Origin of the sequence: Marinomonas aquimarina (assembly GCF_900089755.1) — a bacterium.
GTDB classification, from domain to species: Bacteria; Pseudomonadota; Gammaproteobacteria; order Pseudomonadales; family Marinomonadaceae; genus Marinomonas; species Marinomonas aquimarina.
The window spans coordinates 281087-304309 of sequence record NZ_FLOC01000001.1 but is presented as its reverse complement, the minus strand read 5'-3'; the positions used below and the strand labels follow the sequence as shown (position 1 = coordinate 304309).

The following is a 23223-nucleotide window of genomic DNA, read 5'->3' as shown; positions in this document are numbered from 1 at the left end:
GGTTACTTCCAACCTTGTTGCCAGAGATCATCAAGCAGTGTTTGCCAAGGGAATTGGTAGACATTCTTGGTGTACACTGCTTCAAGGGTGACATCGATCACTGTGTTGTCTTCATCGCGAATCAGCTCTGTGACGATGAAATGCTTCTCTTTATTTTTCGGAGCAGCAGACGTCCATTTTGAAAGTAACAATTTATTAGGGTTCAACTTTTTGCTCATAAGTACCTCCGCATAAGGATACGTGCGGGATCGAAAGTTGGATGCGTTGGCGAATAATCAAGGAGTGATCATGAGCCTAGCGACTATCTATAGCCGTGCCCGCGTGGGTGTGTCGGCGCCTTTAGTGACCGTGGAAACCCATATTTCCAACGGTTTGCCTTCCTTAAGTATTGTTGGCTTGCCTGAAGCCGCAGTGCGTGAAGCCAAAGATCGCGTGCGCAGCGCCATCATCAATAGCAAGTTCGAGTTTCCCCTGAGACGTATCACCATTAATCTCGCGCCAGCGGATTTGCCCAAAGAAGGTGGTCGCTATGATCTCGCCATTGCCATCAGCATTTTGTTGGCCTCTGGGCAACTGGGGGAAACGGAACTGCGTGATACCGAGTTTGTTGGAGAGCTGGCATTGTCTGGGGATCTACGTGGTATTCCCGGTGTATTGCCATCCGCTATGGCCGCCAAAGACGCACAGCGTAAAATGATTGTTCCGGCCGATAATCGCAATGAAGCGGGATTGGTCGATTATGAGGTCTATTATGCCAACCATCTGACCCAAGTGACGGCCGCGCTGATTCAGCAAGCTAAGCTACAGCGTTGCAAGTCAGAAAGTATTCCGACAGAAGCGTTCTCATTATTAAAAGATATGGCCGATGTAAAAGGCCAGTATCAAGCGAGGCGTGCCTTAGAAGTCGCCGCCGCAGGAAGTCATAACCTATTGTTTATTGGCCCCCCTGGTACCGGCAAAACCATGCTGGCGTCCCGCTTACCCGGCATTATGCCTCGCATGACGGAGTCCGAAGCGCTGGAAGTCGCTGCGGTGCACTCTGTCTCTGGTCGTAAAATGGGCGTCGATTGGCATTGGTCCGAGCGTCCATTTCGCAGCCCGCACCATTCTAGTTCGGCCGCTGCGCTCGTCGGCGGCGGCTCGATTCCTAAACCTGGCGAAGCGTCCTTAAGTCATTGCGGCGTGCTGTTCTTGGATGAGCTGCCTGAATTTGACCGTAAGGTGTTAGAAGTTCTTCGTGAGCCGTTAGAAAATGGCGAAGTGCATTTGTCTCGTGCCCGTGGGCAAATCTCCTATCCCGCGCGATTTATGTTGGTGGCGGCGATGAACGCGAGCAATGAAGCCTACAGCGGTGGCGCGGATTATTATCAATCCAGCGCCAGCCAAAAATACTTACGTAAACTCTCGGCGCCGTTTCTCGATCGGATCGATTTACATGTGGAAGTGCCGCCTTTGCCCACCGATGTACTGGTCAATCAGAATGAAACGGGGGAATCCAGCGCAGCAGTACGTGATCGAGTCGAGGCGGCGGTGAGTCGACAGCGCGCTCGCCAAGGCGTGCAAAATGCCCATTTAAGTGGCCGTGAACTGGAGCGTATTTGCGCTCTAAGCGATGCCGACAAGCATTTTATGCAACAGGCACTAGAGCGTTTAAAACTTTCCGCTAGGGCTTATCATCGCGTGTTGCGAGTGGCGCTGACGTTAGCGGATTTAGAAGGCAAAGCGGTCGAGCGTAAGCATCTAATGGAGTCGTTAAGCTATCGCAAGATGGAGAAAACTCTCGCCGCGGTAGTAGGTGGCGCATAAGGTGTTACAGCAGTTAAGTGCCTAGCCGAAACCGCACGCTTTACTAGACAAACGATTTTGCAATCGTACTGGGCACCTTCGTTTTTTACAGGTTTAAGTAAATAGTGGTGCGGGATCAACCTTCCACCACACACATAGGCGTGTTTGAGACGGGATCGCTGTGGATTTGGGCATTTAGAGAAAACACCTCTTTGAGCATGGTAGAGGTGAGAACCTCTGCTGGTGAGCCTTGGTATTTCAGCTCGCCGGCTTTCATCACCACGAGGTGATCGCAATAACGTGCTGCTTGGTTAATGTCATGCAGCACGGTAATGATGGTTTTGCCTTGTTTATTAAGCTTTTGCAGCTGGTGCATCAATTCCACTTGGTGATTGATGTCCATATAGGTAGTGGGCTCATCGAGTAATAGATAGGGCGTATCTTGCGCTAAGACCATGGCCAGCCAAACACGCTGGCGTTGTCCGCCAGACAGTTCACTGACTAATTGTTCTCGTAGTTCATAGGTACCGGTTTGCTGCATCATCAGCTCAACGATCTGATGATCTTGCTGGCTTAACTTGCCCCAAAAACCGGTGTAGGGACTGCGTCCGTAGGCGACGAGGTCTTTTACCTTAATGCCTTCAGGAATTGGTTGGGTTTGCGGCAATAGCGCCAGCTCTTTGGACAGTTGCTTAGAGGGGTAATCGTGCAGGTTATGACCTTGCCAGCGGGCTTCCCCAGACATGGCTGGTAAGATACGTGCAAAGCATTTGAGTAACGTCGATTTACCACAGCCATTGGGGCCCAGTAAGGCAATAAAGCGACCATCGGGTAGCGTTAAATCCATCTCTTTGACGATGGTGTGGCCATGGTAGCCAACACTGAGTTGGTGAGCGCTCAGGGACATAATTATTTCATCCTCAACAGTAGCCATAGGAAATACGGGGCGCCAATGATGGCGGTTAAGATACCAGCAGGCAGTTCAATCGGTGGATCGAGTGTACGGGCAGCCAAATCCGCGGCGAGCAGCAAGCAAGCGCCAGTGAGCATGGTGGCTGGCAGTAGGGCTTGATGACGTCCGCCAACCAGTTTGCGAGTCAGATGTGGGGCGACCAAGCCGAGAAAGCCAATTGGACCACAGATGGATACGCAGGCGGCGGTGAGGGCAACTGCGATGGCTAAGCTCAATAAACGTAGTAGCTGTGGTGAAATACCAAGACTGGTGGCGCAGTCATCGCCAAGGTCCAATAAGTTAAGATATTTACTTAGGCCTAGTGCTATAGGAGTGAGCACAAACCAAGGTAGCAGTGCTTGTAACTGAGGCCAACCGCGGCCCCATAAACTGCCGGTTAGCCAAAGCAAGGCGTTGTTAATTTCGAGCGGCTTGGTGAGCATCAAAAAGTCGATGCAGCTGGCCCAAAAGGCCGCCAAGGCGACCCCCGTGATAGCAAGTTTAATGGCGCTGCTGTGAACACCGCATAGGTACCACAACACCAAAGCTGCAAGAATACCGCCGGCCAAAGCGACTTCCGGTAGCCAGTCAGTGGAGGCGCCACTGAAATAGGTCATATAAAACACGGCAGCAAGCCCGGCCCCATGACTGACGCCCAAGACATCCGGGGAAGCCAGTGGGTTTCGGATTACCCCTTGTACCAGCGCACCGGATAACGCGAGGCCCGCGCCCACTAACATGGCGAGGAAAATACGCGGCAAACGGTATTCATACACAGTAAAGTGCTGCTCTGAGCCGAGAAACAATCCCTGCCAGACCTCTGGCAAGGATAGGGACACTGCGCCAAATAGCAAATTGGCAAGGCTTAAGGCAATCAGCAAAACGATCGCCAAAGGGAAAAAACGTTGCGCGTTCATAGGGTGCGTTTTCTCACCAAGTAAATAAAGAAGGGCGCGCCGATCAGCGCAAGGATGGCTCCAGCAGGCGTTTCCATGGGGTAGGTCACGGCACGACTTAAGGTGTCGGCCAAAGTGACCAACGCCGCCCCAAGTACCATAGCCACGGGGAGAAAAATGCGAAAATCTTGCCCCATCAGTAAGCGAGCCATATGCGGTACGATCAAACCGACAAAACCAATACTGCCAACGGCGCTGATGGAGGCACCGACTAACACCAGCACCAAGACGCTGCCGATCAGCTTGCTGTACAGTAAATTGATGCCAAGATTACGGGCATTGTCTTCGCCCAGTTGCAATAAATTCAGCGAAGGTGTCAGTAGCACTGCGCCAATTAGCCCTACTACGGCAACGGGCCAAAAGCTTTGCCAAGTCTGCCAGCGGGCATCCGCTAGACTGCCTGCCAACCAGGTCATAACGCCCGCAGCTTGGTCCTCTTCCATAATGACGACAGCCTTGGTTAGTGCTGCACACAGGGCAGAAATGGCCACGCCTGCGAGTACGAGACGACCATGTTCGTTACCGCCCATACGCCACGCGCTGCCTAATAACATCACTAATAGCCAAGCAAGACCGCCACCTAGCATGGCGGCAATCGAAGTGCCGAGCGCGCCGTATAGAAACGGCAGGGTGGAGACTAACGCCATACCGAGCGCAGCACCAGCGTTGACGCCCAATACCGAAGGTGCTGCCAGCGGGTTACGGGTCAGTCCCTGCATAATGGTACCCGCTGCGGCAAGGCTGGCGCCAACCAATAGGGCGGTAAGCAAACGCGGCAGGCGTAAATCGATCACAATCCGCTGTGCAATGGCTTGGCTATCAAACGCGCTAACGGCATGCCAAACGTCTAGCTCAGTGACAGGGACAACCGACCAAGCAAACAGGTTCCACCAGCTGATTAAAACTAAGCCCAGGCTCAGTAATAGGCCTAGGCTGAGTGAGCGAAGGGGATGAGTCATGAGAAGCTTAGGATTTCGCGAAAATACGTGCTAGATCGGTGGCCATGTGTTCGGCTGCCATAACACCACGGCAGCGTGACCACACATTGGGATCAACTTGGAAGATGCGCTGATGACTCACGGCTTGTAGTAGGCTCCACAGGGGCTCATTTTGCCACTGATCAACAATGCTCGGATGGACGTAGTTGCCCACCACAATGTACTCAGGGTTGATGGCCAGTAGTTGCTCTAGGCTGGTTTGACGGTAGGCGGAATCATCGCGGTCAGAAGCGGGCGTTTGCATACCGAGTGCCTGAATCACGCCGCCGGCGTAGGAATCGTCAGTATGCAGAAACAGAGCGTCGGCACGAGCCACACCAAACTGCACACTTGCCTTGGCTGGCAGCTTAGCCGCCATGGCATCCATAAACTGCTGATGCTGTGCAAGACGCTCCGTCATTTGCGTGTCTTTACCGACCACTTTGCCGATGATTGCTGCAGCTTTTAGATTGTCTTGGTAGGTTTCACGACGGGAAGGCAAGATCAGCGTCGGCGCAATTTTCTGTAAATCGTCGTAGACCGCTTCGTGACGGGAAATGTCGGCAATGATCAAATCAGGGTTAAGCGAAGCGATCACTTCAAGGCTTGGCTGTGAACGAGTGCCCACCGATTGCCAATCACCGATTACGTCTCGTACTGCTGGCAAGACGCGGTTTTTATCTTTATCGTCGGCGATGCCTACTGGGACTACGCCGACTGAAGCCAGCGCGTCGGCAAAGGAAAACTCCAATACCACAATGCGCTTAGGTTCATAGTCTAAAGAAAACGGGCCTTTACTGTCTTGCACTGTGACGGCTTGAACAGAAGTGGCCAGTAGGGCACTGCAAACCAATAAACTCAGACGCTTGAACGCAGATATAAGCATAGCGGGATAACTCTTATCATAAACATTTTACTCAATGATAATGTTTATCAAGAACATTTAAAAGCGAGTTCCATTACTATTTGGGTTGCAGATTATCCAAGTAGCAAGTTTAGGGCGTGGTTAGTGAGTGTACCCAGGCGACCTAATGGGTTTTTAGGCGTGTCATATTAAGGATAAACAGGGGAAGACAGGTACTGTGCGCTGCTGAAGGAATGTCTCTGCCTGTACACTAGCGCTCCCGCGCAGAGACTGTGGTCAGTCTATCAAACTGAGCGTCTGCGTGGACTAATAATAACGATTGGGAGTCCCTTCATGATCATCCAGCTCTTCCCGCTGTGGGCACTGTTATTGTCCGTGTTAGCCTATTTTCAGCCCTTAATGTTCATCGATCTAAAAGGCTATATCTTGCCTTTACTGATGACTATTATGTTGGCCATGGGCTTAACGCTTAGTCCTAAAGACTTTAAGAAAGTCGGTAAAAACACCAAAGCCGTGGGCGTGGGTGTGCTACTTCAATTTCTAGTGATGCCAATTACGGCGCTACTGATTGCAACCCTGTTTGGCTTTGATAGTGAGCTGACCGTGGGCATGTTGCTAGTGGGCAGTGTGGCCGGCGGTACATCCTCTAATGTGATGTGTTATCTCGCCAAAGGCGATACCGCCTTGTCGATTTCGATGACAGCGATTTCTACTTTATTGGGCGTGGTATTAACGCCATTATTGGTCTCTTGGATGATTGGTACTTCGGTGGATGTTCCAGTGAGTTCCATGCTCTTAAGCTTGGTAAAAATTGTTCTAGTACCGGTCGCCATTGGTGTGCTGTTGAATACCGTCGCCCACGGCTTTACCCGTAAACTAGAACCGCTACTACCGTATGTCTCCATGTTTGCCATTGTCTTGATCATTGCCATCGTGGTGGCATTGAGTGCAGGTAAGATTGCCTCTGTGGGACTATTGGTCGCGGCCGCAGTGGTAATTCATAATGCCATTGGCCTAACGCTAGGTTACTGGGTCACTGCCATGCTGGGCTTTGATAAGAAGGTTTGCCGTACTATCGCCTTTGAAGTAGGCCTGCAGAACTCTGGCTTAGCCTCTGCATTGGCGATTAAATTCTTTACCCCTGCAGCGGCGCTGCCTGGCTCGATTTTCAGTGTTTGGCACAATATTTCTGGCTCGCTATTGGCGAGTTATTGGAGCAAAAAGCCAGTTAAAGAATGATTTTAATCGCTAGTTTTCTACAAAACGGGTCACTATTGTGGCCCGTTTTTGTTTATGCAAATTTGTCTGATTAGAGATCATCTGCTTATCAACACGGATCGGTAACTGGTGTAGAATACGCCCCTATTTTCGAATTTCTGGTGACCACCAATGAGTCAGTCTTTACCTTCTATTTCCCAGCGTATGCGCACTCTAAACGAGCGGCAGCTTGAGGCGGTGAAGCAAATTGATGGGCCACTGCTGGTACTGGCTGGTGCTGGCTCCGGTAAAACCAGTGTAATCACCACCAAGATTGCTTATTTGATTCAAACCTGTGGTTTCAAAGCCAACAATATCGTTGCTGTTACCTTTACCAATAAAGCGGCCCGCGAGATGAAAGAGCGTGTGGTGGGCATGTTGAGTAAGGAGGAAAGCCGTGGTCTGAGCATTTCGACTTTCCACACACTGGGGTTGAATATCTTGCGCAAAGAGTTTCGCAAAGCCGGTTTAAAGGAAGGCTTTACCCTGTTTGATGCGCAAGACGCGTTAGCTCTCGTGAAAGAGATCTTGGACAAAGAATTCAATGGCCAAATGGATGCCGCGGGTTTTTGTCAGCACACCATTTCCAATTGGAAGAACGATCTGACTCCGCCACAGGAAGCTTTGACGCAAGCGGACACGGAAGAGCTGCAACTGGCGGCACAAGTCTATTGCCAGTATCAGCGTTACATCCGTGCTTACAACGCAGTCGATTTTGACGATCTAATTTTATTGCCGGTCAGTTTATTAATCTCGGACCAGATGTTGCGTGACAAGTGGCAACGCAAAGTGCGCTACCTGTTAGTGGATGAGTGTCAGGACACCAATGCGAGCCAATACGAGTTGATCCGGATCCTTGCTGGTGATCGTCGTTGTTTTACCTTGGTTGGCGACGATGATCAGTCGATCTATGCCTGGCGTGGCGCCCGCCCAGAAAACTTAGAACGCTTGTCTGTTGATTACCCCAATTTAAAACTGGTGAAGCTGGAGCAGAACTATCGCTCTACGCGCACCATTCTAAAAGCGGCCAACACTCTGATCGCCAATAACCCGCACGTGTATGATAAAGCGTTGTGGTCTGATTTAGGTATCGGTGACCCGATTCGCGTCATGGTCACACGTAATGAAGATGCGGAAGCGGAACGCGTCGCGGCGGAGATTCAGGCGCGCCATTTACGCCATAATATCCCTTATCAAGACTTCGCCATACTTTACCGTGGTAACCACCAAGCGCGTCTGTTAGAGATCAAGTTACAGGCCTATCGTATTCCTTACAAAATGAACGGTGGCTCGTCGTTTTTCTCGCGCGCGGAAATCAAAGATTTGATGGGCTATTTGCGGTTATTGGTGAACCCTGATGACGACAATGCCTTTTTGCGCGTGATTAACTTGCCACGTCGTGAAATTGGCCCGGCGACCTTGGAGAAAGTCGGTAACCTTGCCAATCAATTGCATGTGAGCCTATTTGAGGCGGCGGGCGATAAAGCACTGGATGAAACCGTTACCGCTAAGCCGTTGCTGCGTTTGCGTGAGTTTGAATCTTGGATTCAGGCCTTGCGTCAACGTTTATTAAAAGGTTCGCCCATCCCCGTGATCGAACAAATGATTCACGATATGGATTATTTCGGCTGGTTACAGGATCAAGCCAGCTCGCCAAAAGCGGCGGAGAAACGGATTGAAAACGTACGCTTCTTGATTGAGTCGATTCAGCGCATGATGGAAAGTGCTTGGGAGGAAGACGCCGATGCGGGGCTTGATCACGCCATTTCGAAACTCTTGCTGATCGACATGCTGGAGCGTCAAGAGGAAGAAGAGGACGAGGATAAAGTTCAGCTGCTGACCTTGCATGCTTCCAAAGGCTTGGAGTATCCCCATGTGTTCTTGATCGGTTGTGAGGAGGAATTGCTGCCGCACCGTAACAGCATTGAAAACGATGATATCGAAGAAGAGCGCCGTCTAGCCTATGTCGGCATCACTCGGGCAAAGCGCACCCTCTGCATCACTATGGCGGCCAAGCGCCGTCAGTTTGGTGAAGAAATTGATTGTTTGCCGAGCCGCTTCTTAGACGAATTACCGGAGGATGATCTGGTGTGGGAAGGGCGCGGCGACGAGAGTGATGCGCAAAAGAAAGAGCGTGGTAAAGCGTCTTTGTCAGCCTTAAAAGCCATGCTGAATTCGTAAGGTGCAGTGAGTAGATATAAAAAATGGAGACCTAGGTCTCCATTTTTTATATCTGTCTAAAGTGACGAATTACTTGCTGTTGTCGAGCATGTATTCGATGGCAGCTTGAATTTCATCATCGCTACAGGTTGAACAAGTACCGCGCGGTGGCATGGCATTGAGGCCATTGATAGCATTGCTCATCAAGGAATCAAAGCCGTTGGCAACACGAGGGGCCCAATCGCTTGCACTACCTAGTTTTGGTGCGCCTGCCACACCCACTGAGTGACATGCGGTACAGAATTGATTGTAAACCGCTTCCCCTGAGCGTGGGCCATCGTTCGAAGCAACTGCGGCAGCGGAGGCCACTTCACATTCTTCGCCTGCCACACATACATTACCAATCGGAGCAATACGAGCCGCGATGTCGTCAGGGGTTTGTCCAATAGCGCTAACCGATGAACTCATTACTGCAGAAAAGCCTGCAATGCTGATTAGAGTAAACAGTTTGCGATGAATAGATTTGATCAGCGAGCTCACTATGTTTTTCCTCGATCCAAAGTTAGGCAAGTTAAATATTTGATTGGCGGGAGTATACCCAGAGGGGAAATCCGTCGAAACCAAATTAGCATGAAATTTGGACAAACACCGCTCTAGGTCAAAAAATGTGCCTTCTTTTTAACTTGCTTAGTCTGCCAGTAAGCGACAAACACCCTCAGCGGCAGTGCGTCCGGTGGCGAAACACGCAGTCAGTAGGTAGCCACCCGTTGGCGCTTCCCAGTCCAACATTTCGCCCGCACAAAATACGCCTGGGATCTTTTTCAGCATAAAATGCTGATTGACGCTTGCTTGGCTAATGCCACCTGCAGTGGAGATGACTTCATCGAGGGGCTTGGTTTTATAGAAAGACACAGGGATGGATTTCAGGCAACGGGCCAGCTTTTGTGGCGTATCAAAGTCTTCTTTCTGGTAGGCCTCATAAAGCAGAGCCGATTTGATGCTATCGAGTTTAATGGTGCGTTTGAGATACTTCGCTAGCGACTCTTTTGCCTTCGTGTTGCTAAGCTTTAATATTAGTTGCTCACGGCTTAGATCCGGTAGTAAATCAATGGTCAATTTGCCTTCACCACGAACATTGATGGCGTCACGTAAATGCTTGGAGAATGCATAAATCAGGCTACCCTCCATACCATCACGGGTGACGATACACTCGCCCTTTTGCTCCATTAAGCTGCCGTCAGGAAGTTTCATAGAAAAGCTCACGCCTTTCAGTGGCGCGCCGGCAAGTTTGGTTTGTAAGTGCTCACTCCAATGGCTGTGGAAGCCACAGTTCGTGCTCTCTAGAGGCGTAATATCAACGCCTTGACGTGCTAAGAAGCCCACCCATTTACCATCTGAGCCAAGCTTAGGCCAGCTGGCGCCGCCCAGCGCTAAGACAATCGCGTCAGCGCTTTTGCTTTTATCTAAGCCTTCGTAATTGAATGTTGCTTGCAAGCCGTCTAGGGCGATCAATTTATGGCGCATATGAAACTCGACGCCTGCGTCTTTTAGGCGTTTCAGCCAATTCCGCAGTAACGGTGCAGCTTTCATCTTTTCTGGAAAGACGCGACCTGAAGTACCGACAAAGGTGTCAATACCAAGGTCGTGAATCCATTGGCGCAGAGCGTCTGCATTAAACGCTTGGATAGAGGGGGCAAGCCACTTGGCTTTATCGTAGTAGCGTGTAATGAAATCGTTGTAGGGCTCTGAGTGAGTAATGTTCATACCGCCAATACCCGCCAACAAAAACTTACGGCAAGCACTGGGCATCGCATCATAAACATGTACTTGATGGCCGGCGGCTTGAATCACTTCGGCAGCCATTAAGCCGGCTGGTCCTGCGCCTATAACGATGACTTGTTTCACTCAATGTTCTCTATCTTAAATAACAAAGGCGGCATGATAGCGAATTACGCTAAAACTGCCACCCTTATGGTCGTTTCGCGCGCGAAATGGCGGCCACTAGGTGGCGTTTAGTAATGTATCGTTGTTGTAGCTGAAATTTTGAAAGCCAAATCTTGCAATTTGCTTAGATATAAAACAATGATATGAGTTAAAGTTTTATTATGCATTAAAAGTGCACTTCATTAGATCGGGCAACAAAAAATAACGCTAACAGTCGTCAGTTGCTTACCTAATTTAACAATGCTGTGTTGTGGGTGGTGCACACTAGAAGAATAGATTGATAAGCCTTGCTTATGGATTGAGATACGGAAGAGAAATGGGGGCGGGTATGTTTTTTAAGGGAAATAAGGATAATCAGCTAGTGGCTGATCTGGACGAGCTTTGCTCTCTGCGTCGTGACTTAGAGGCCATTCGCGCTTATATGCCTTTTATTAGTTTTGACCCCAATGGGCATATCCTCAATGCAAATGATCTGTTTTTATCTGTAGTGGGATACCAGCTGGATGAGGTGGTTGGTAAGCATCATAAAATATTTTGTCCGCCGAGCCAGGTCGTTAGCGAGCAGTATCGTCATTTCTGGTCCAACCTTGCGGCGGGAGAATCTGCTTCTGGTAAGTTTACGCGGCTGAAAAAGAGCGGTGAAAAGGTCTATCTAGAGGCCAATTATTTTCCCGTTAAAGACGAGCAAGGCCGAGTCGTTGAGGTTATCAAAATTTGCTCCGATGTCACTGCTACTCAGAATGAGTTGCGCTCACAAAATGCCATTTTGGATGCCTTAGACCGTTCTCAAGCGGTGATCAAATTTGAGCCTGATGGCACTATTATTGATGCCAACCAAAACTTCCTCAACACAGTGGGCTATCGACGCGAAGAGATCGTAGGCCAACATCATAAAATCTTTTGTGACGATGACTTCTATCGTCACAACCCCGACTTTTGGCAAAAGCTATCCAATGGTGAGTTGTCTAAAGGCCGCTATAAACGCCTTGATCGCCACGGCAAGGTATTGTGGTTACAAGCGACCTATAACCCCATACTTGATGAAGAGGGTAAGGTGTTTCAAGTGGTGAAGTTTGCCTCAGATATCACTGAACGAGTGACGGTCGCGCTGAATGCGGTCGACATGGCAGCAGCGACCTCAGAGCAAACCAGTCAAATAACCAGTAATGCGGTGCAAGTGTTGAGTGAGGCGGTTGATACTTCAGAGACCATTGCCGAGCAAGTGGGCCAGGCATCAAGTGTCGGGGTACAGTTGATGGAGCAGTTTAAGAATATTGCCGACATTGTCGTGACCATTCGAACCATCGCCGATCAGACTAATTTACTGGCATTAAATGCCGCCATTGAAGCGGCGCGAGCAGGGGATGCTGGACGTGGCTTTTCTGTGGTGGCCGATGAAGTGCGTCAGTTGGCCAATAACACCTCGGTGGCGACCGCTGAAATCTCCAAAGTGGTTGAACTTAACCATGAACTGATTAAGCAGATTGATACCTCATTAACGTCCGTTTCAGGAATCGCTGCAGTGGGCCAAGAAGGCATTAACAATGTGTCGTCAGGGCTTGAGGAAGTAAAGCGTGGTGTCGAGCAGCTTGTATCTATGGTGGAAGAAATGCGGCCTTAGATAAGCGGCCACAAAAACTAAAAAAGCCGCTAGCAATGAGCGGCTTTTTTATGTCTCTGGCGTCTCCACCAGGACTCGAACCTGGAATAGCCGCTTAGGAGGCGGCAGGTATATCCCGTTTACCTATGGAGACTGACCCACAGAGTATACCAATTCGTGCTTTAGATACCAACCTAATGCCTGGCTAGATCACTGTTTTATATGGAGTTTATTGAAAGATCAGGGTTAGGCGCGGCCGAGGGTGTGCTTGCTGCTAATAGGGCGAGTGCCACCAGAAGAGGTGTAGACTTTATTCTTGCGGTTGTGTCCTTGCAGCATTTCAAACATCTCTTTATTGCGTTTTTGTAGCGTCGCAAGGATCTGAGCATTGGTGTTATTTTCACGTTTGCAGCGATCTAGTAGGCCGTTGCATTCACTGACCAATCCTTTTACTTCATCAAGGTTTGGCTGCTTATCAAGCCATTTGAAAAAGTCCTCATCGGAAGGGTTCTTGGCGTCTAAAATACCAAATTTGATCAACATGCTTTGGCGTTTGGCATTGGCCGCATCGATGTTGTCTAGTAGCGTTTTTTTCTCTGAAGCGAGCTGGAGGATATCATCGGGAGTAGCCGTTGCTAGGGCTGTGCGCTCTCGTAACAAAACCTCGGACAGCTGTTCGAGGTTCTCTTTGATCTGGGTAAGGAGGGGGGCAAGCGGGATCATAACGAGAGCTAGTGATTAATTAGCTAAACAACTCATCCATTGCCATCATATTGCTTGCGAGCTTATCCGTGTCGATTTTGTACTCGCCGGCGGCAATTGCTTGTTTAATTTGTTCTACTTTATCCATGTCAACACTCGCTTCTGAGTCAGAGCTTTTGACCTGTAGAGACTGAGCCACACTGCTTAGTTGCACTGTGTCATCAGACAACCCTTCTTTGTTGTTCACACCAGTGTTGGCTGATGCGTTACTCGCTTCGTCATTTTTGACGCGATCGTTTTTGGTCGATGAAAGGGTCGGTTGTGTACCAACACCTGAGATGTTAATTGCCATGTGCTTGCCTCCAGAATTAGTCCGCTAACTCAGTTATCGGTCACGCGCGTTGAAACTTTAGAAAATATTTTCAACTATTTTTAACTGAAGATAGCAAGTCGCTATTACCTAGTAGTTTACTAAAACCTCGCCATCACTGACAACTTTTCCGTATACAATTCGACCAGAACTGACGTTTTGTACACGAATTTGCTCGCCTTTTACGCCATCTTCTAAAGCGACGCCGTTCATTCTGACCACAATACTATTGCTCTGGGCGGTGATCAGTACGTTACTGCCTTTTTTGATCAGGTCTGGCAGCTCGGTGACTTGGTCGGTAATGTAGTGATTGATGCGAATATTGCGCGATGCGACTAACCCATAGGGGGGATTAGCGCTGGTGTATAGGTGGCCCCTCAAGGTAGCGAGATCAATTTCCCCAATGTCGGTATTCTGCTTCGTGATGCGCTCGCCACGGGAAATAGGTGTAATGGCTTTAATACCTTCAATCAAAATGCTTTGTTCAACCGGTACATAGGACTTCCACACGGGGTCTTCACAGCTCAGTGCGTAGCTGGTGCGGTTGACTGCTTCAGGGCGCTGGTTCTCAATCGAGATCGCTTGATGGCATTGTGGCAGGTAATCTAGGGCCACTTTATTTTGCACGGTGACACCAATTCGTGCGTTAGGATAGATGTTTTGTAATCGTTTCAGCTCAACCTGTTGAATAAATTGTTCTATTTGAGTTTCTATTTGTGACGCACTACTCCAACTAGAAAGAAAAAAGAGTAATATGGTCAGAAGCTTGACGTGACCCATCGGTAATCTCCAAGGATGTCGACTTGGGTTAGTAAAAACACCAGAATCACTCTATCATTTGATGAGGGATTTTCATAACAATAGGGCTTCTCCCTGTTTTTAGAGCGCATATTTTTAGGAGGCTTTTATGGCCGGAGTTCTCGAGAGCGTAAACCAGCGAACCCAACTCGTCGGAGAAAACCGTCTTGAATTATTGCTTTTCCGCTTGAATGGCAAGCAGATCTACGGCATTAACGTTTTTAAAGTCAAAGAAGTGCTGCAGTGTCCTAAGCTGACCAGTATGCCGCACAGCAGTCCAGTGGTTCGAGGCGTGGCGCACATTCGTGGCGGTACGATTCCAATTTTGGACTTGGGGTTGGCGACCGGTGCTAGCCCGATTGAAAACATTGAACACTGCTTTGTGATCATTACTGAGTACAACCGCCGCATTCAAGGTTTCTTGGTGCGTGGCGTCGAACGTATTGTGAACATGAACTGGAGTGACATCCAGCCACCTCCAAAAGGTCTTTCGAATGACAACTACTTGACAGCGGTGTGTCAGGTGGACAAAGAGATGGTGGAAATCATTGACGTTGAGCAGATTCTGTCGGAAGTGGCGCCTACGCGACAAAATATTTCCGCTGGTATCGTAACGGACGATGTGCAAGAGAATGCCAAGCAGCATCATATTTTAATCGTCGATGACTCATCTGTGGCACGTAAGCAGATCAAGCGTTGTATGGAAGATGTGGGCTTTGCCACCACTGTGCTATGCGATGGTAAGGAAGCGTTAACTTACCTAGAAAACTTAGTCGCTGATGGGGTCGATGTGACGGAACATTTCTCTATGGTGATCTCAGACATCGAGATGCCTGAAATGGATGGTTATACTCTGACAACGGCGATTCGTAATGACAGTCGTTTGCAGGATTTGTTTATCTTGCTGCATACTTCCCTAAGTGGTGTGTTTAACGAAGCCATGGTGAAGAAGGTGGGCGCGGACGGATTCTTGGCGAAATTCCAGCCGGACGAATTGGCGCGTATCGCAATTGAGACGGTTGCAGCAACAGAAGAAGCTTAATCGTTAAGCTGGTTAAGTTAATGGCTGCGCTAAGGAGCATGAATGCTGAGTAGTTCGAATACTATCTCGCCACAGGGGTACGATCGTTTTCGTAAGTACCTGGTCAAAGAAAGCGGCATTTCTTTGAGCGACAATAAGCAATATTTGGTTGCCAGTCGTCTTGGGAAGCTGTTGGAGCGTGAAAAGTTCGTCAAGATAGAGGAGCTGGTGGATGCGCTTGAGCGAGGTGGTCGTACTTCTAAATTAAGGGAAGAAGTGATCAATGCAATGACCACAAATGAAACTTTGTGGTTTCGTGATGCCCATCCGTTCAAAATTTTGAAAGATATGATTCTGCCACAATACGACAAGCGTCCGCTGCGTATTTGGTCGGCGGCATCATCGACTGGTCAAGAGCCTTACTCGATCAGCATGGTGTTAGAAGCATTCAAGCAGTCTAAGCCTGGTAAACTCAAGCCTGGTGAACGTATTATCGCTACGGATATCTGTACTAATATTCTCAAGCATGCGAAGCAGGCTGAGTACGATAGCTTGGCAATTGCCCGTGGTCTAACTCCCGATAATCAAAACCGCTATTTTGATAAATTGAGCGCGACAACTTGGAAGGTGAAGCCAAGTATTGCTTCACGTGTTGAGTTTCGTCATCTGAATTTGATCGACTCATTTTCCTCCTTAGGGAAATTTGATGTGATTTTTTGCCGTAATGTGCTGATTTATTTTACCGCTGAAATGAAGCTAGACATTTTGAAACGCATGCATGCCTCCCTCAACCCTGGTGGGTATCTATTCCTAGGAGGCTCGGAAGCCTTGAGCGGTTTGTCCTCCATGTTTGAAATTGTTCAGTGTCATCCAGGGATTGTTTATAAAGCAAAATAATGGCGATGGACTCCGGTGTGTTAAAAAAACGGCAACTTATATAAGTTGCCGTTTTTTTTGTTTGCCGCCTATTGCCACTTTTTGCTTTTTTGTAATTTAAGTTATTGAAAAATATGGTTTTTATTATTTGGCACTGTATTTGCTTTAATAAGATCTGAATAGAAACTGTTCGATTGATAATGAGGAATGTATGTCGATTTCTTTCAAAGATGCGTTTGCTGGGCACGATCAAATGTTGATGCTCCGTACCGCGCGCGCGTCTGTGTTAGCAAACAATATTGCCAACGCCGATACACCGAATTACAAAGCGCGTGATATCTCGTTTGAGTCGATGTTGTCTGCAGAAAGAGATCGCTTGTCGTTGGCAGGGAGCGACGATCAACATATCGATGCACAAAGTTCTGTGGCGGTAGGGGATGAGTTGATGTATCGCAATCCAACTCAGCCTTCGTTGGACGGCAATACCGTGGATATGCAGCGTGAACAAGCCGAATTCGCACAGAACTCTATGCAATACGATACCAGTTTTATGCTTTTGAATAGAAAGATCAGCGGCATGAAGAAAGCGCTGTCTGGAGGACAATAATGTCATTGAATAATATTTTTGCCATTTCCGGGTCAGCGCTGAGTGCTCAGACGGTGCGTTTGAATACCGTGGCTTCGAACATTGCCAATGCGGACAGTATCGCCAGTTCAGCGGACCAAACCTATCGTGCGCGTAAGCCAGTATTTGAGCAAATGATGACCGACGCACTGCGTGAGCGTGGTTGGAATGCTTCTGATGATGTGTTGGAAGGCGGTTCTGGTTTAGGCGTGCATGTGGCAGGGATTATTGAATCGGATGCGCCACTGCAGCCACGTTATGAGCCAAACAGCCCGATGGCAAATGAAGAAGGGTATGTGTTTTACCCGAATGTGAACCCGGTGGAAGAGATGGCCGATATGATGTCTGCATCGCGCTCGTTTCAAACCAACGTTGAAATTATGAACTCTGCAAAAAGTATGATGCAGAAAATGTTGACCTTAGGCCAAGCCTGAGGGGGTGAGTGATGGCTGATATCAATACTAACTCGGCACTATCTGGACTGATTTCCCAGTACGGTACAGAACAGGCAAAAGCAAAAACTGGCGTTGGTAACAATACGGCGGGTGCCAGCACGGAAAGTGCTGATGGTTTAGCTAATCAGGACGTATTTATGCGTCTTTATATTGAGCAGCTGAAAAACCAAGACCCGACTAAGCCACAAGACTCTGGCGATATGGTGTCGCAGATGGCGGAATTTAGTTCGCTTGAGCGTCTGACTAAAATGTCGGATGAAATGGAAAACTTGTCTAACTCCTTGATTTCAAGTCAGGCGTTGACGGCATCGACCTTGGTTGGCCAGTATGTCTATGTGGAGCAGGACTCGGCAGCGGTGGCGGAAGGTAATCCAACCATGTTGAAGACATCCTTTGCCAGTGATGCGGTGAAGAATGAACTGCAAATCACCAACAGTGCGGGGCAAGTGGTCGATAAGATTACGCTAACTGATGAAGAGTTTCAGTGGGATGGTACAGATGGCAACGGTAATATGGTGCCAAGTGGTATGTATACCTTTAGAGCCACATCAACGAATGCAGAAGGAGAGATCACTCAGTTGAGTGTTTTAACCCCAGCAAGAATTAACGGTGTTACCATTAACGGTAGCGAAGGATCCACTTTGAATGTAGCCAACTACGGTAAGCTGCCATTGTCTGACAAACTTGATATTGTAGGTTAGCGGGAGAAAAATTATGGGTTTTAATACAGCACTTTCTGGTATCAAAGCATCCGCTGACTTTCTCAGCACAACGGGTAATAACATTGCCAACTCGGATACCACGGGTTTTAAAAAATCACGCGTTGAATTTGGTGACCTGTACAACACCAACGTTATCGGTGCCGGCAGTAGTAATACTATCGGTAGTGGTGTCAGTGTGAACAATATCGCGCAAGAGTTCTCTGCCGGTAATATTTCCTACACGGATAACAACTTAGACCTTGCGGTAGATGGTACTGGCTTCTTTGTTATTGATGTAGGTGGTACTCAGGCCTATACTCGAGCTGGGGATTTTAAGCTTAACGAAGAAGGTAACTTGGTCACCAATGATGGTGCTTATGTGCAAGGCTACAATGCCGTAAATGGCATTATTGGTGGTAGCCTTGAAGACCTTGTGGTGCCAACCGAGCGTATTGCGCCTGAGGCGAGTACAGAGCTGACCATTGAAACGAACCTTGATTCTCGCTTAGATGACGTCCCTCCATATATTGCCGCAACATTTGAGCCAGGTGACCCAGAGACATATACTTTTACGCAAACGGAAAACGTAACGGACAGTGGTGGTAATACCCATGCAGTAACGTATTACTATGCTAAATCTGAGTCACCTAATACTTATCAAGTTTATGCTACGGTAGATGGTGAATTAGAAGATGATAATGGTGTTCCATGGCTTAACACTGATCAGTTTGTAACATTTGATGATGAGGCAGGCAGTGTATCAGGCATAGCTTTTGAACCGATTTACGTTGGCGCAGCTGAGCCGCAGGTAGGGAATATTGGTACAACCGCTCCTATTGGTCCTGTATCTGGTACTTTTGCCAATGGCGATACTCTTGCTGGTTCTAACTTGGCGGTAGCGGGGATTATAGATCCCGATAATTTTGCTCGCAAAGCGTTTGATCCAACAGATCCTGCAACGTATACCTATGGCAACACTAATACCGTATATGATGCATTGGGTGAAGAGCATACCATTGGTTATTATTTTATTAAGCAAGGTGAAAATAATACTTGGGAAATGAAGGTTACCGTAGATGGTGAATCTACTTATTTTGATGCTGGAACTAACCAAGATGAGCCGTTTTTGGCTGAAGATACGGTAGTGCAGTTTGATGCTCAAGGTAATATTACCGGGTCATATACTAATTACCCTCCTTATGGGGTGGCAAACCCTGTTCAGCTTAGTATTACTGGTTGGGATCCAACTGATGCTTCCGCAACCTTGGATATTGATCTGGGCGAATCGACTCAATATGCGCTATCAAGCTCCGATACATTTAGCCAAGATGGTTTCTCGGCGGGTGAACTGCAAGGGGTAAGCTTTGATGAAGATGGTTTATTGATTGCGAGTTACACCAACCAACAAACTGCCGTATTAGGTCAGATTGCTTTAGCCAACTTTGATAACGTGGATGGTTTAACGCCAGCGGGTGATACTTCCTGGGTGGCAAGTTCTGACTCTGGAGCGGCAAATATCGGCAGACCGAATACTGGTACCTTTGGTAGCATCCAAGGGGGCGCTTTAGAAGAGTCGAATGTGGATTTGACCGAGGAGTTGGTGGCATTGATCGAGGCTCAGCGTAACTATCAGGCGAACTCTAAGACGCTAGAGACCGAAAACACTGTAACACAGACGATTATTAACCTACGTTAAGCAAATCGTTGATGGCAAAGCCCAGCTCTTTAGCTGGGCTTTTTTGTGTCTGAAATTTACTCCTAAAACTTGGCACGCTATTTGTTACACAATCTCTAATAACGGTTTATAAGTTTGCCAATGAGGTTCGAGTATGGATAGAGCGCTTTATTTAGCCATGAGTGGTGGCACGCAGGTGATGAATGCCCAAGCCATTCATGCCAATAACCTTGCGAACGTTGCCACCACTGGATTTCGCTCTGACTTTGAACAGGCTCGCTCTATGCAGGTCAATGGCGATTATTACCCGTCTCGAGTCTATGCCATGACCGAGAACCCTGGTACCAGCTTTGAGCAAGGGCCGTTGCAGCAAACCGGCCGTGATATGGACATTGCGGTACAAGGCGATGGTTTTATTACCGCATTGGATGGCTCTGGCCAAGAGGTATACACCCGCGCAGGAGATCTGCAATTAACCGTAGCGGGGCAGCTGGTGACAGGAACTGGTTTGCCTGTGGTCGGAGCGGCGGGTCCGATCTTTTTACCGCCTCTAGATCAAATGGCCATCAGTGAAGACGGCACAATCTCGATTATCCCTCAAGGTGGCGACGGTACCCAGATGGCGGCCTTGAATCGCATTAAATTGGTGTCGGCGGAGCCTGAAAGTCTGGTGAAAGGTGAGGATGGCCTGATGCGCACTAAAAATGGCGAGATGTTAGAGGCTAATAATAATGTCCAAGTGCTGTCCGGCTTTCTAGAAGGCAGTAATGTCAATGCGGTGGAAGAGATGACCAATATTATGGAGTTGTCTCGTCGTTTTGAAATGAACATCAAAGTTATGAATACGGTGCGTGAGAACGAAAACGCATCAGCACGAATTTTACAACGTAGCTAAGTGCTCGTTGACTAAAAGAGATTAGGAGTAGGATATGCATTCAGCGTTATGGGTTGCAAAAACAGGTTTGTCAGCAATGGACAAGCAACTGTCCACTATCTCAAACAACTTGGCCAACGTGTCTACCACGGCCTTCAAAAAAGATCGTGCCGTGTTTGAAAACTTAATGTATCAAACATTGCGTGCACCAGGCGGTCTGTCGTCTCAAAATACAGAGCTACCATCTGGTTTACAGATGGGCGCAGGTGTTCGTGTCACAGGGACACAAAAGAACTTTGAAGTGGGTGATTACAATATTACCGACCGTCAGCTTGATGTGGCGATTCAGGGCGGGGGCTTCTTCCAAGTGGTTCAGCCAGATGGCAGTATTGCTTATACCCGTGACGGGCAGTTCCAATTAAACAGTCAAGGTGACCTAGTGGATTCGAGTGGTTTGCTACTGGATCCTGGTATCACTATCGATTCGGATGTGGTGCAGATCAATATTGCCGAAGACGGTGTTGTATCCGTGTTGCGAGCAGGGCAAACCGATATGGAAGAAGTGGGTGCGTTGACGATCGCAAACTTTATTAACCCAACCGGTTTGCACTTTATGGGCAGCAACCTATACGGAGAGACCACTGCCAGCGGTGCGCCAATTGTTGGGGTCCCAGGGCAAGATGGTTTAGGTTACTTAAGTCAAGGTATGCTGGAGTCGTCTAACGTGAACTCCATCGAAGAGTTGGTGAATATGATTACTACTCAGCGTGCCTATGAAATGAACTCAAAAGTGATCTCTGCGGCAGATGGTATGTTGAGCTTCGTTAACCAACAATTATAAAGAGTAGTGTTTATGCGTTACTTATTGGCATTGTTTCCTTTGGTGTTAGTGGGCTGTGCAGCGGTTGAGCCAGCGCCAGTATCTGATGACCCTTATTATGCGCCTGTGATTCAGCCGGCAGTGCAATACACTCAGACGAGTGATGGCAGTATTTATCAAGCTGGCATGGGCGATGTGTTTTTTGGTGATAAAAAAGCGCGTCAGGTCGGGGATATTTTAACGGTCACTTTGGCGGAGAATACCACCTCAACCAAAACCAATGCCGCTTCGGTGTCCAAGTCTTCTTCTGCGACCATTCAGAACCCGACTATCTTAGGGATTCCAATTGGGCTAGATACCGACTTGCCCGGTATGAACAGTGATTTTTCCGGCAATGCCAATGCCAACCAAAGTAACAGTCTAAACGGCAGTATTACGGTGACCGTGTATGAAGTGTACCCAAATGGCTTGTTAGCGGTACGTGGTGAGAAGTGGATTACCTTAAATCGAGGTCAGGAATACATTCGTCTGTCTGGTCTTGTGCGCGAGGAAGATATAAGCTCTGCTAACACGGTGGAGTCCACTCGCTTAGCGGATGCTCGAATTGCCTATTCAGGGACTGGTGAACTGGCAACTGGCAGTGAGCAGGGCTGGCTAACTCGAGCGTTAAATACCAGTTGGTGGCCGTTTTAATTAATTAAGAGTCTTGCGTCATGAAAACCTTCTTCCTAGCGTTCTTTTTAATGATCTTGAGCAGCGTGGTCAGCGCTGAGCGTTTAAAAGACATCGCCAGTGTTGAGGGGGTGCGTGACAACCAATTGTTTGGCTATGGTTTGGTGATCGGTCTGAATGGTACCGGTGATGACACGGATTTCACTAATCAAAGCTTTATCAGTATGTTGAACCAGTTCGGCATCAACTTGCCAGATGGTGCCAGTACTGATGCCGATAACGTGGCTGCGGTATCGTTAACGGCGACTCTGCCTCCTTTCTCAAAACCTGGTCAGACCATTGATGTGACCGTGTCTTCGTTGGGCAATGCCAGCTCGTTACGTGGTGGTACTTTGTTGTTATCTGCTCTGAAGGGTGCTGACGGGCAGGTGTATGCCATTGCCCAAGGTAACTTGGTGGTCGGTGGTTTAGGGGTTGGTGGTGCCGATGGTTCTCGGCAGTCGATTGCGGTACCAACGGTGGCGCGAATTCCCAATGGTGCCAGCGTTGAAAAGGCGGTGCCGACCAGTTTTAACCGTGGTGATACCTTAACCTTTAACCTTAATCGCCCTGACTTTACGACAGCCAAGCAGGTCGCGGATAAAATTAACGGCCTATTGGGCCCAGGTGTGGCGCAATCCCTTGATGCCACCTCGGTGCGTGTGTCCGCGCCCCGTGATCCTTCTCAGCGTGTGACGTTTCTCTCGATACTGGAAAATCTCGAAGTCGAGCTTGGCCGCGAACGGGCTAAGATCGTGGTGAACTCGCGTACTGGTACCATTATCATTGGTCAAGATGTGACCGTGTCGCCAGCGGCCGTGACCCATGGCAGTTTAACGGTGACGATTAAATCTAACCCAGAAGTCGGTCAGCCCGATATTCTGCCTGGTGCAGGTCAAGAGCTGGCACCGCGTCAAGAAATTGAGACCGATGAAGAAAGCGGTCATATGTTTGTCTTCACTCAAGGGGCCTCACTCAATGACATTGTTCGTGCGGTAAATCAGGTCGGCGCTGCCCCTGGCGATGTGATGGCGATTTTAGAAGGCTTAAAGCAAGCCGGTGCATTAAATGCAGACCTTGTGGTGATCTAAGCTGGAGG

Annotated in this window: 24 protein-coding genes, 1 tRNA gene and 1 pseudogene; 15 read left to right on the top strand and 11 right to left on the bottom strand. The window is 48.5% G+C overall.

Features of this window, described 5'->3' with window-relative positions; translation table 11 throughout:
- Positions 1–2 precede the first annotated feature (2 nt).
- Positions 3–218, bottom strand: coding sequence for a TIGR02450 family Trp-rich protein (locus MAQ5080_RS01570; protein ID WP_067204544.1), 216 nt, complete (start codon positions 216–218; stop codon positions 3–5).
- A 70-nt stretch (positions 219–288) separates the two neighbouring features.
- Between MAQ5080_RS01570 and MAQ5080_RS01565 the strand changes: the two genes are divergently transcribed.
- The gene (locus MAQ5080_RS01565) at positions 289–1806 is read left to right on the top strand and encodes a YifB family Mg chelatase-like AAA ATPase (protein WP_067204541.1); all 1518 of its coding nucleotides are present in this window, start codon (positions 289–291) and stop codon (positions 1804–1806) included.
- Between the two features lie 115 nt (positions 1807–1921).
- Here MAQ5080_RS01565 and fecE read toward each other — a convergent pair whose 3' ends face one another.
- Genes fecE through MAQ5080_RS01545 form a run of 4 tightly spaced genes read right to left on the bottom strand, consistent with a single transcriptional unit; the run spans position 1922 to position 5556 of the window.
- The gene (gene fecE / locus MAQ5080_RS01560) at positions 1922–2692 is read right to left on the bottom strand and encodes a Fe(3+) dicitrate ABC transporter ATP-binding protein FecE (protein ID WP_067204538.1); all 771 of its coding nucleotides are present in this window, start codon (positions 2690–2692) and stop codon (positions 1922–1924) included.
- 2 nt (positions 2693–2694) lie between these two features.
- Positions 2695–3654, bottom strand: a complete 960-nt coding sequence (gene fecD / locus MAQ5080_RS01555) for a Fe(3+) dicitrate ABC transporter permease subunit FecD (RefSeq protein ID WP_067204534.1) — start codon at positions 3652–3654, stop codon at positions 2695–2697.
- The gene (locus MAQ5080_RS01550; protein WP_067204531.1) at positions 3651–4652 is read right to left on the bottom strand and encodes an iron chelate uptake ABC transporter family permease subunit; all 1002 of its coding nucleotides are present in this window, start codon (positions 4650–4652) and stop codon (positions 3651–3653) included. The genes fecD and MAQ5080_RS01550 overlap by 4 nt, the downstream gene beginning before the upstream one ends.
- A gap of 7 nt (positions 4653–4659) precedes the next feature.
- Positions 4660–5556, bottom strand: a complete 897-nt coding sequence (locus MAQ5080_RS01545) for a Fe(3+) dicitrate ABC transporter substrate-binding protein (protein WP_067204528.1) — start codon at positions 5554–5556, stop codon at positions 4660–4662.
- Positions 5557–5868: 312 nt separating this feature from the next.
- Here MAQ5080_RS01545 and MAQ5080_RS01540 point away from each other — a divergent pair, with 312 nt between their 5' ends.
- Complete coding sequence (locus MAQ5080_RS01540) at positions 5869–6774, top strand: bile acid:sodium symporter family protein (protein ID WP_067204526.1); 906 nt, start codon at positions 5869–5871, stop codon at positions 6772–6774.
- Between the two features lie 150 nt (positions 6775–6924).
- Positions 6925–8973 carry a DNA helicase Rep gene (gene rep, locus MAQ5080_RS01535; RefSeq protein WP_067204524.1) on the top strand — a complete coding sequence of 683 codons (2049 nt, stop codon included), beginning with the start codon at positions 6925–6927 and terminating at the stop codon, positions 8971–8973.
- 69 nt (positions 8974–9042) lie between these two features.
- Here the strand turns inward: rep and MAQ5080_RS01530 are convergent, their stop codons facing one another.
- Positions 9043–9492, bottom strand: coding sequence for a c-type cytochrome (locus MAQ5080_RS01530; protein ID WP_231870748.1), 450 nt, complete (start codon positions 9490–9492; stop codon positions 9043–9045).
- A gap of 147 nt (positions 9493–9639) precedes the next feature.
- Positions 9640–10857, bottom strand: a complete 1218-nt coding sequence (locus MAQ5080_RS01525; RefSeq protein WP_067204521.1) for a TIGR03862 family flavoprotein — start codon at positions 10855–10857, stop codon at positions 9640–9642.
- A 355-nt stretch (positions 10858–11212) separates the two neighbouring features.
- On the opposite strand from MAQ5080_RS01525, the pseudogene MAQ5080_RS17750 reads away from it, so the two are divergent.
- Positions 11213–11986, top strand: a pseudogene (locus MAQ5080_RS17750) (PAS domain-containing protein); the annotation flags it as partial.
- Between the two features lie 33 nt (positions 11987–12019).
- A complete protein-coding gene (locus MAQ5080_RS17745; protein WP_231870755.1) occupies positions 12020–12517 on the top strand; it encodes a methyl-accepting chemotaxis protein in 498 nt (165 codons plus the stop codon).
- Positions 12518–12574: 57 nt separating this feature from the next.
- Here MAQ5080_RS17745 and MAQ5080_RS01515 read toward each other — a convergent pair.
- The 4 genes from MAQ5080_RS01515 to flgA form a co-directional block, all read right to left on the bottom strand.
- A tRNA-Arg gene (locus MAQ5080_RS01515) sits at positions 12575–12650 on the bottom strand.
- A 92-nt stretch (positions 12651–12742) separates the two neighbouring features.
- Positions 12743–13219, bottom strand: coding sequence for a flagella synthesis protein FlgN (locus MAQ5080_RS01510; RefSeq protein ID WP_067204514.1), 477 nt, complete (start codon positions 13217–13219; stop codon positions 12743–12745).
- A gap of 19 nt (positions 13220–13238) precedes the next feature.
- Positions 13239–13550, bottom strand: a complete 312-nt coding sequence (flgM, locus tag MAQ5080_RS01505) for a flagellar biosynthesis anti-sigma factor FlgM (protein WP_067204511.1) — start codon at positions 13548–13550, stop codon at positions 13239–13241.
- Between the two features lie 108 nt (positions 13551–13658).
- The gene (flgA, locus tag MAQ5080_RS01500) at positions 13659–14348 is read right to left on the bottom strand and encodes a flagellar basal body P-ring formation chaperone FlgA (protein WP_067204507.1); all 690 of its coding nucleotides are present in this window, start codon (positions 14346–14348) and stop codon (positions 13659–13661) included.
- A 127-nt stretch (positions 14349–14475) separates the two neighbouring features.
- On the opposite strand from flgA, the gene MAQ5080_RS01495 reads away from it, so the two are divergent.
- The 10 genes from MAQ5080_RS01495 to MAQ5080_RS01450 all read left to right on the top strand — a co-directional run bounded on the left by MAQ5080_RS01495 (position 14476) and on the right by MAQ5080_RS01450 (position 23215).
- Positions 14476–15408 (top strand): chemotaxis protein CheV, encoded by a 933-nt coding sequence (locus MAQ5080_RS01495; protein ID WP_067204503.1) that lies wholly within the window; start codon positions 14476–14478, stop codon positions 15406–15408.
- A 42-nt stretch (positions 15409–15450) separates the two neighbouring features.
- Positions 15451–16284: a CheR family methyltransferase gene (locus MAQ5080_RS01490; RefSeq protein WP_067204500.1), complete on the top strand. Its 834-nt coding sequence runs from the start codon at positions 15451–15453 to the stop codon at positions 16282–16284.
- A 190-nt stretch (positions 16285–16474) separates the two neighbouring features.
- Entirely contained in the window at positions 16475–16870 is a 396-nt protein-coding gene (gene flgB / locus MAQ5080_RS01485) for a flagellar basal body rod protein FlgB (RefSeq protein WP_067204497.1), read from the top strand.
- A complete protein-coding gene (gene flgC, locus MAQ5080_RS01480; protein ID WP_067204495.1) occupies positions 16870–17322 on the top strand; it encodes a flagellar basal body rod protein FlgC in 453 nt (150 codons plus the stop codon). The genes flgB and flgC overlap by 1 nt, the downstream gene beginning before the upstream one ends.
- A gap of 11 nt (positions 17323–17333) precedes the next feature.
- Positions 17334–18044 carry a flagellar hook assembly protein FlgD gene (locus MAQ5080_RS01475; protein ID WP_067204491.1) on the top strand — a complete coding sequence of 237 codons (711 nt, stop codon included), beginning with the start codon at positions 17334–17336 and terminating at the stop codon, positions 18042–18044.
- Positions 18045–18057: 13 nt separating this feature from the next.
- Positions 18058–19740: a flagellar hook-basal body complex protein gene (locus MAQ5080_RS01470; protein WP_067204487.1), complete on the top strand. Its 1683-nt coding sequence runs from the start codon at positions 18058–18060 to the stop codon at positions 19738–19740.
- Between the two features lie 133 nt (positions 19741–19873).
- Entirely contained in the window at positions 19874–20614 is a 741-nt protein-coding gene (gene flgF, locus MAQ5080_RS01465) for a flagellar basal-body rod protein FlgF (RefSeq protein WP_067204484.1), read from the top strand.
- Between the two features lie 34 nt (positions 20615–20648).
- A complete protein-coding gene (flgG, locus tag MAQ5080_RS01460; RefSeq protein WP_067204480.1) occupies positions 20649–21434 on the top strand; it encodes a flagellar basal-body rod protein FlgG in 786 nt (261 codons plus the stop codon).
- A 12-nt stretch (positions 21435–21446) separates the two neighbouring features.
- Positions 21447–22106, top strand: a complete 660-nt coding sequence (gene flgH / locus MAQ5080_RS01455) for a flagellar basal body L-ring protein FlgH (RefSeq protein WP_067204477.1) — start codon at positions 21447–21449, stop codon at positions 22104–22106.
- 20 nt (positions 22107–22126) lie between these two features.
- Positions 22127–23215, top strand: coding sequence for a flagellar basal body P-ring protein FlgI (locus tag MAQ5080_RS01450; protein WP_067204474.1), 1089 nt, complete (start codon positions 22127–22129; stop codon positions 23213–23215).
- Positions 23216–23223: the final 8 nt, after the last annotated feature.

Excerpts from the sequence above, each read along its gene's own strand:
- MAQ5080_RS01570 (WP_067204544.1), bottom strand. The coding sequence starts at position 218 with ATGAGCAAAAAGTTGAACCCTAATAAATTGTTACTTTCAAAATGGACG.
- MAQ5080_RS01565 (WP_067204541.1), top strand. The coding sequence starts at position 289 with ATGAGCCTAGCGACTATCTATAGCCGTGCCCGCGTGGGTGTGTCGGCG.
- fecE (WP_067204538.1), bottom strand. The coding sequence starts at position 2,692 with ATGTCCCTGAGCGCTCACCAACTCAGTGTTGGCTACCATGGCCACACC.
- fecD (WP_067204534.1), bottom strand. The coding sequence starts at position 3,654 with ATGAACGCGCAACGTTTTTTCCCTTTGGCGATCGTTTTGCTGATTGCC.
- MAQ5080_RS01550 (WP_067204531.1), bottom strand. The coding sequence starts at position 4,652 with ATGACTCATCCCCTTCGCTCACTCAGCCTAGGCCTATTACTGAGCCTG.
- MAQ5080_RS01545 (WP_067204528.1), bottom strand. The coding sequence starts at position 5,556 with ATGCTTATATCTGCGTTCAAGCGTCTGAGTTTATTGGTTTGCAGTGCC.
- MAQ5080_RS01540 (WP_067204526.1), top strand. The coding sequence starts at position 5,869 with ATGATCATCCAGCTCTTCCCGCTGTGGGCACTGTTATTGTCCGTGTTA.
- rep (WP_067204524.1), top strand. The coding sequence starts at position 6,925 with ATGAGTCAGTCTTTACCTTCTATTTCCCAGCGTATGCGCACTCTAAAC.
- MAQ5080_RS17745 (WP_231870755.1), top strand. The coding sequence starts at position 12,020 with ATGGCAGCAGCGACCTCAGAGCAAACCAGTCAAATAACCAGTAATGCG.
- MAQ5080_RS01510 (WP_067204514.1), bottom strand. The coding sequence starts at position 13,219 with ATGATCCCGCTTGCCCCCCTCCTTACCCAGATCAAAGAGAACCTCGAA.
- flgM (WP_067204511.1), bottom strand. The coding sequence starts at position 13,550 with ATGGCAATTAACATCTCAGGTGTTGGTACACAACCGACCCTTTCATCG.
- flgA (WP_067204507.1), bottom strand. The coding sequence starts at position 14,348 with ATGGGTCACGTCAAGCTTCTGACCATATTACTCTTTTTTCTTTCTAGT.
- MAQ5080_RS01495 (WP_067204503.1), top strand. The coding sequence starts at position 14,476 with ATGGCCGGAGTTCTCGAGAGCGTAAACCAGCGAACCCAACTCGTCGGA.
- MAQ5080_RS01490 (WP_067204500.1), top strand. The coding sequence starts at position 15,451 with ATGCTGAGTAGTTCGAATACTATCTCGCCACAGGGGTACGATCGTTTT.
- flgB (WP_067204497.1), top strand. The coding sequence starts at position 16,475 with ATGTCGATTTCTTTCAAAGATGCGTTTGCTGGGCACGATCAAATGTTG.
- flgC (WP_067204495.1), top strand. The coding sequence starts at position 16,870 with ATGTCATTGAATAATATTTTTGCCATTTCCGGGTCAGCGCTGAGTGCT.
- MAQ5080_RS01475 (WP_067204491.1), top strand. The coding sequence starts at position 17,334 with ATGGCTGATATCAATACTAACTCGGCACTATCTGGACTGATTTCCCAG.
- MAQ5080_RS01470 (WP_067204487.1), top strand. The coding sequence starts at position 18,058 with ATGGGTTTTAATACAGCACTTTCTGGTATCAAAGCATCCGCTGACTTT.
- flgF (WP_067204484.1), top strand. The coding sequence starts at position 19,874 with ATGGATAGAGCGCTTTATTTAGCCATGAGTGGTGGCACGCAGGTGATG.
- flgG (WP_067204480.1), top strand. The coding sequence starts at position 20,649 with ATGCATTCAGCGTTATGGGTTGCAAAAACAGGTTTGTCAGCAATGGAC.
- flgH (WP_067204477.1), top strand. The coding sequence starts at position 21,447 with ATGCGTTACTTATTGGCATTGTTTCCTTTGGTGTTAGTGGGCTGTGCA.
- MAQ5080_RS01450 (WP_067204474.1), top strand. The coding sequence starts at position 22,127 with ATGAAAACCTTCTTCCTAGCGTTCTTTTTAATGATCTTGAGCAGCGTG.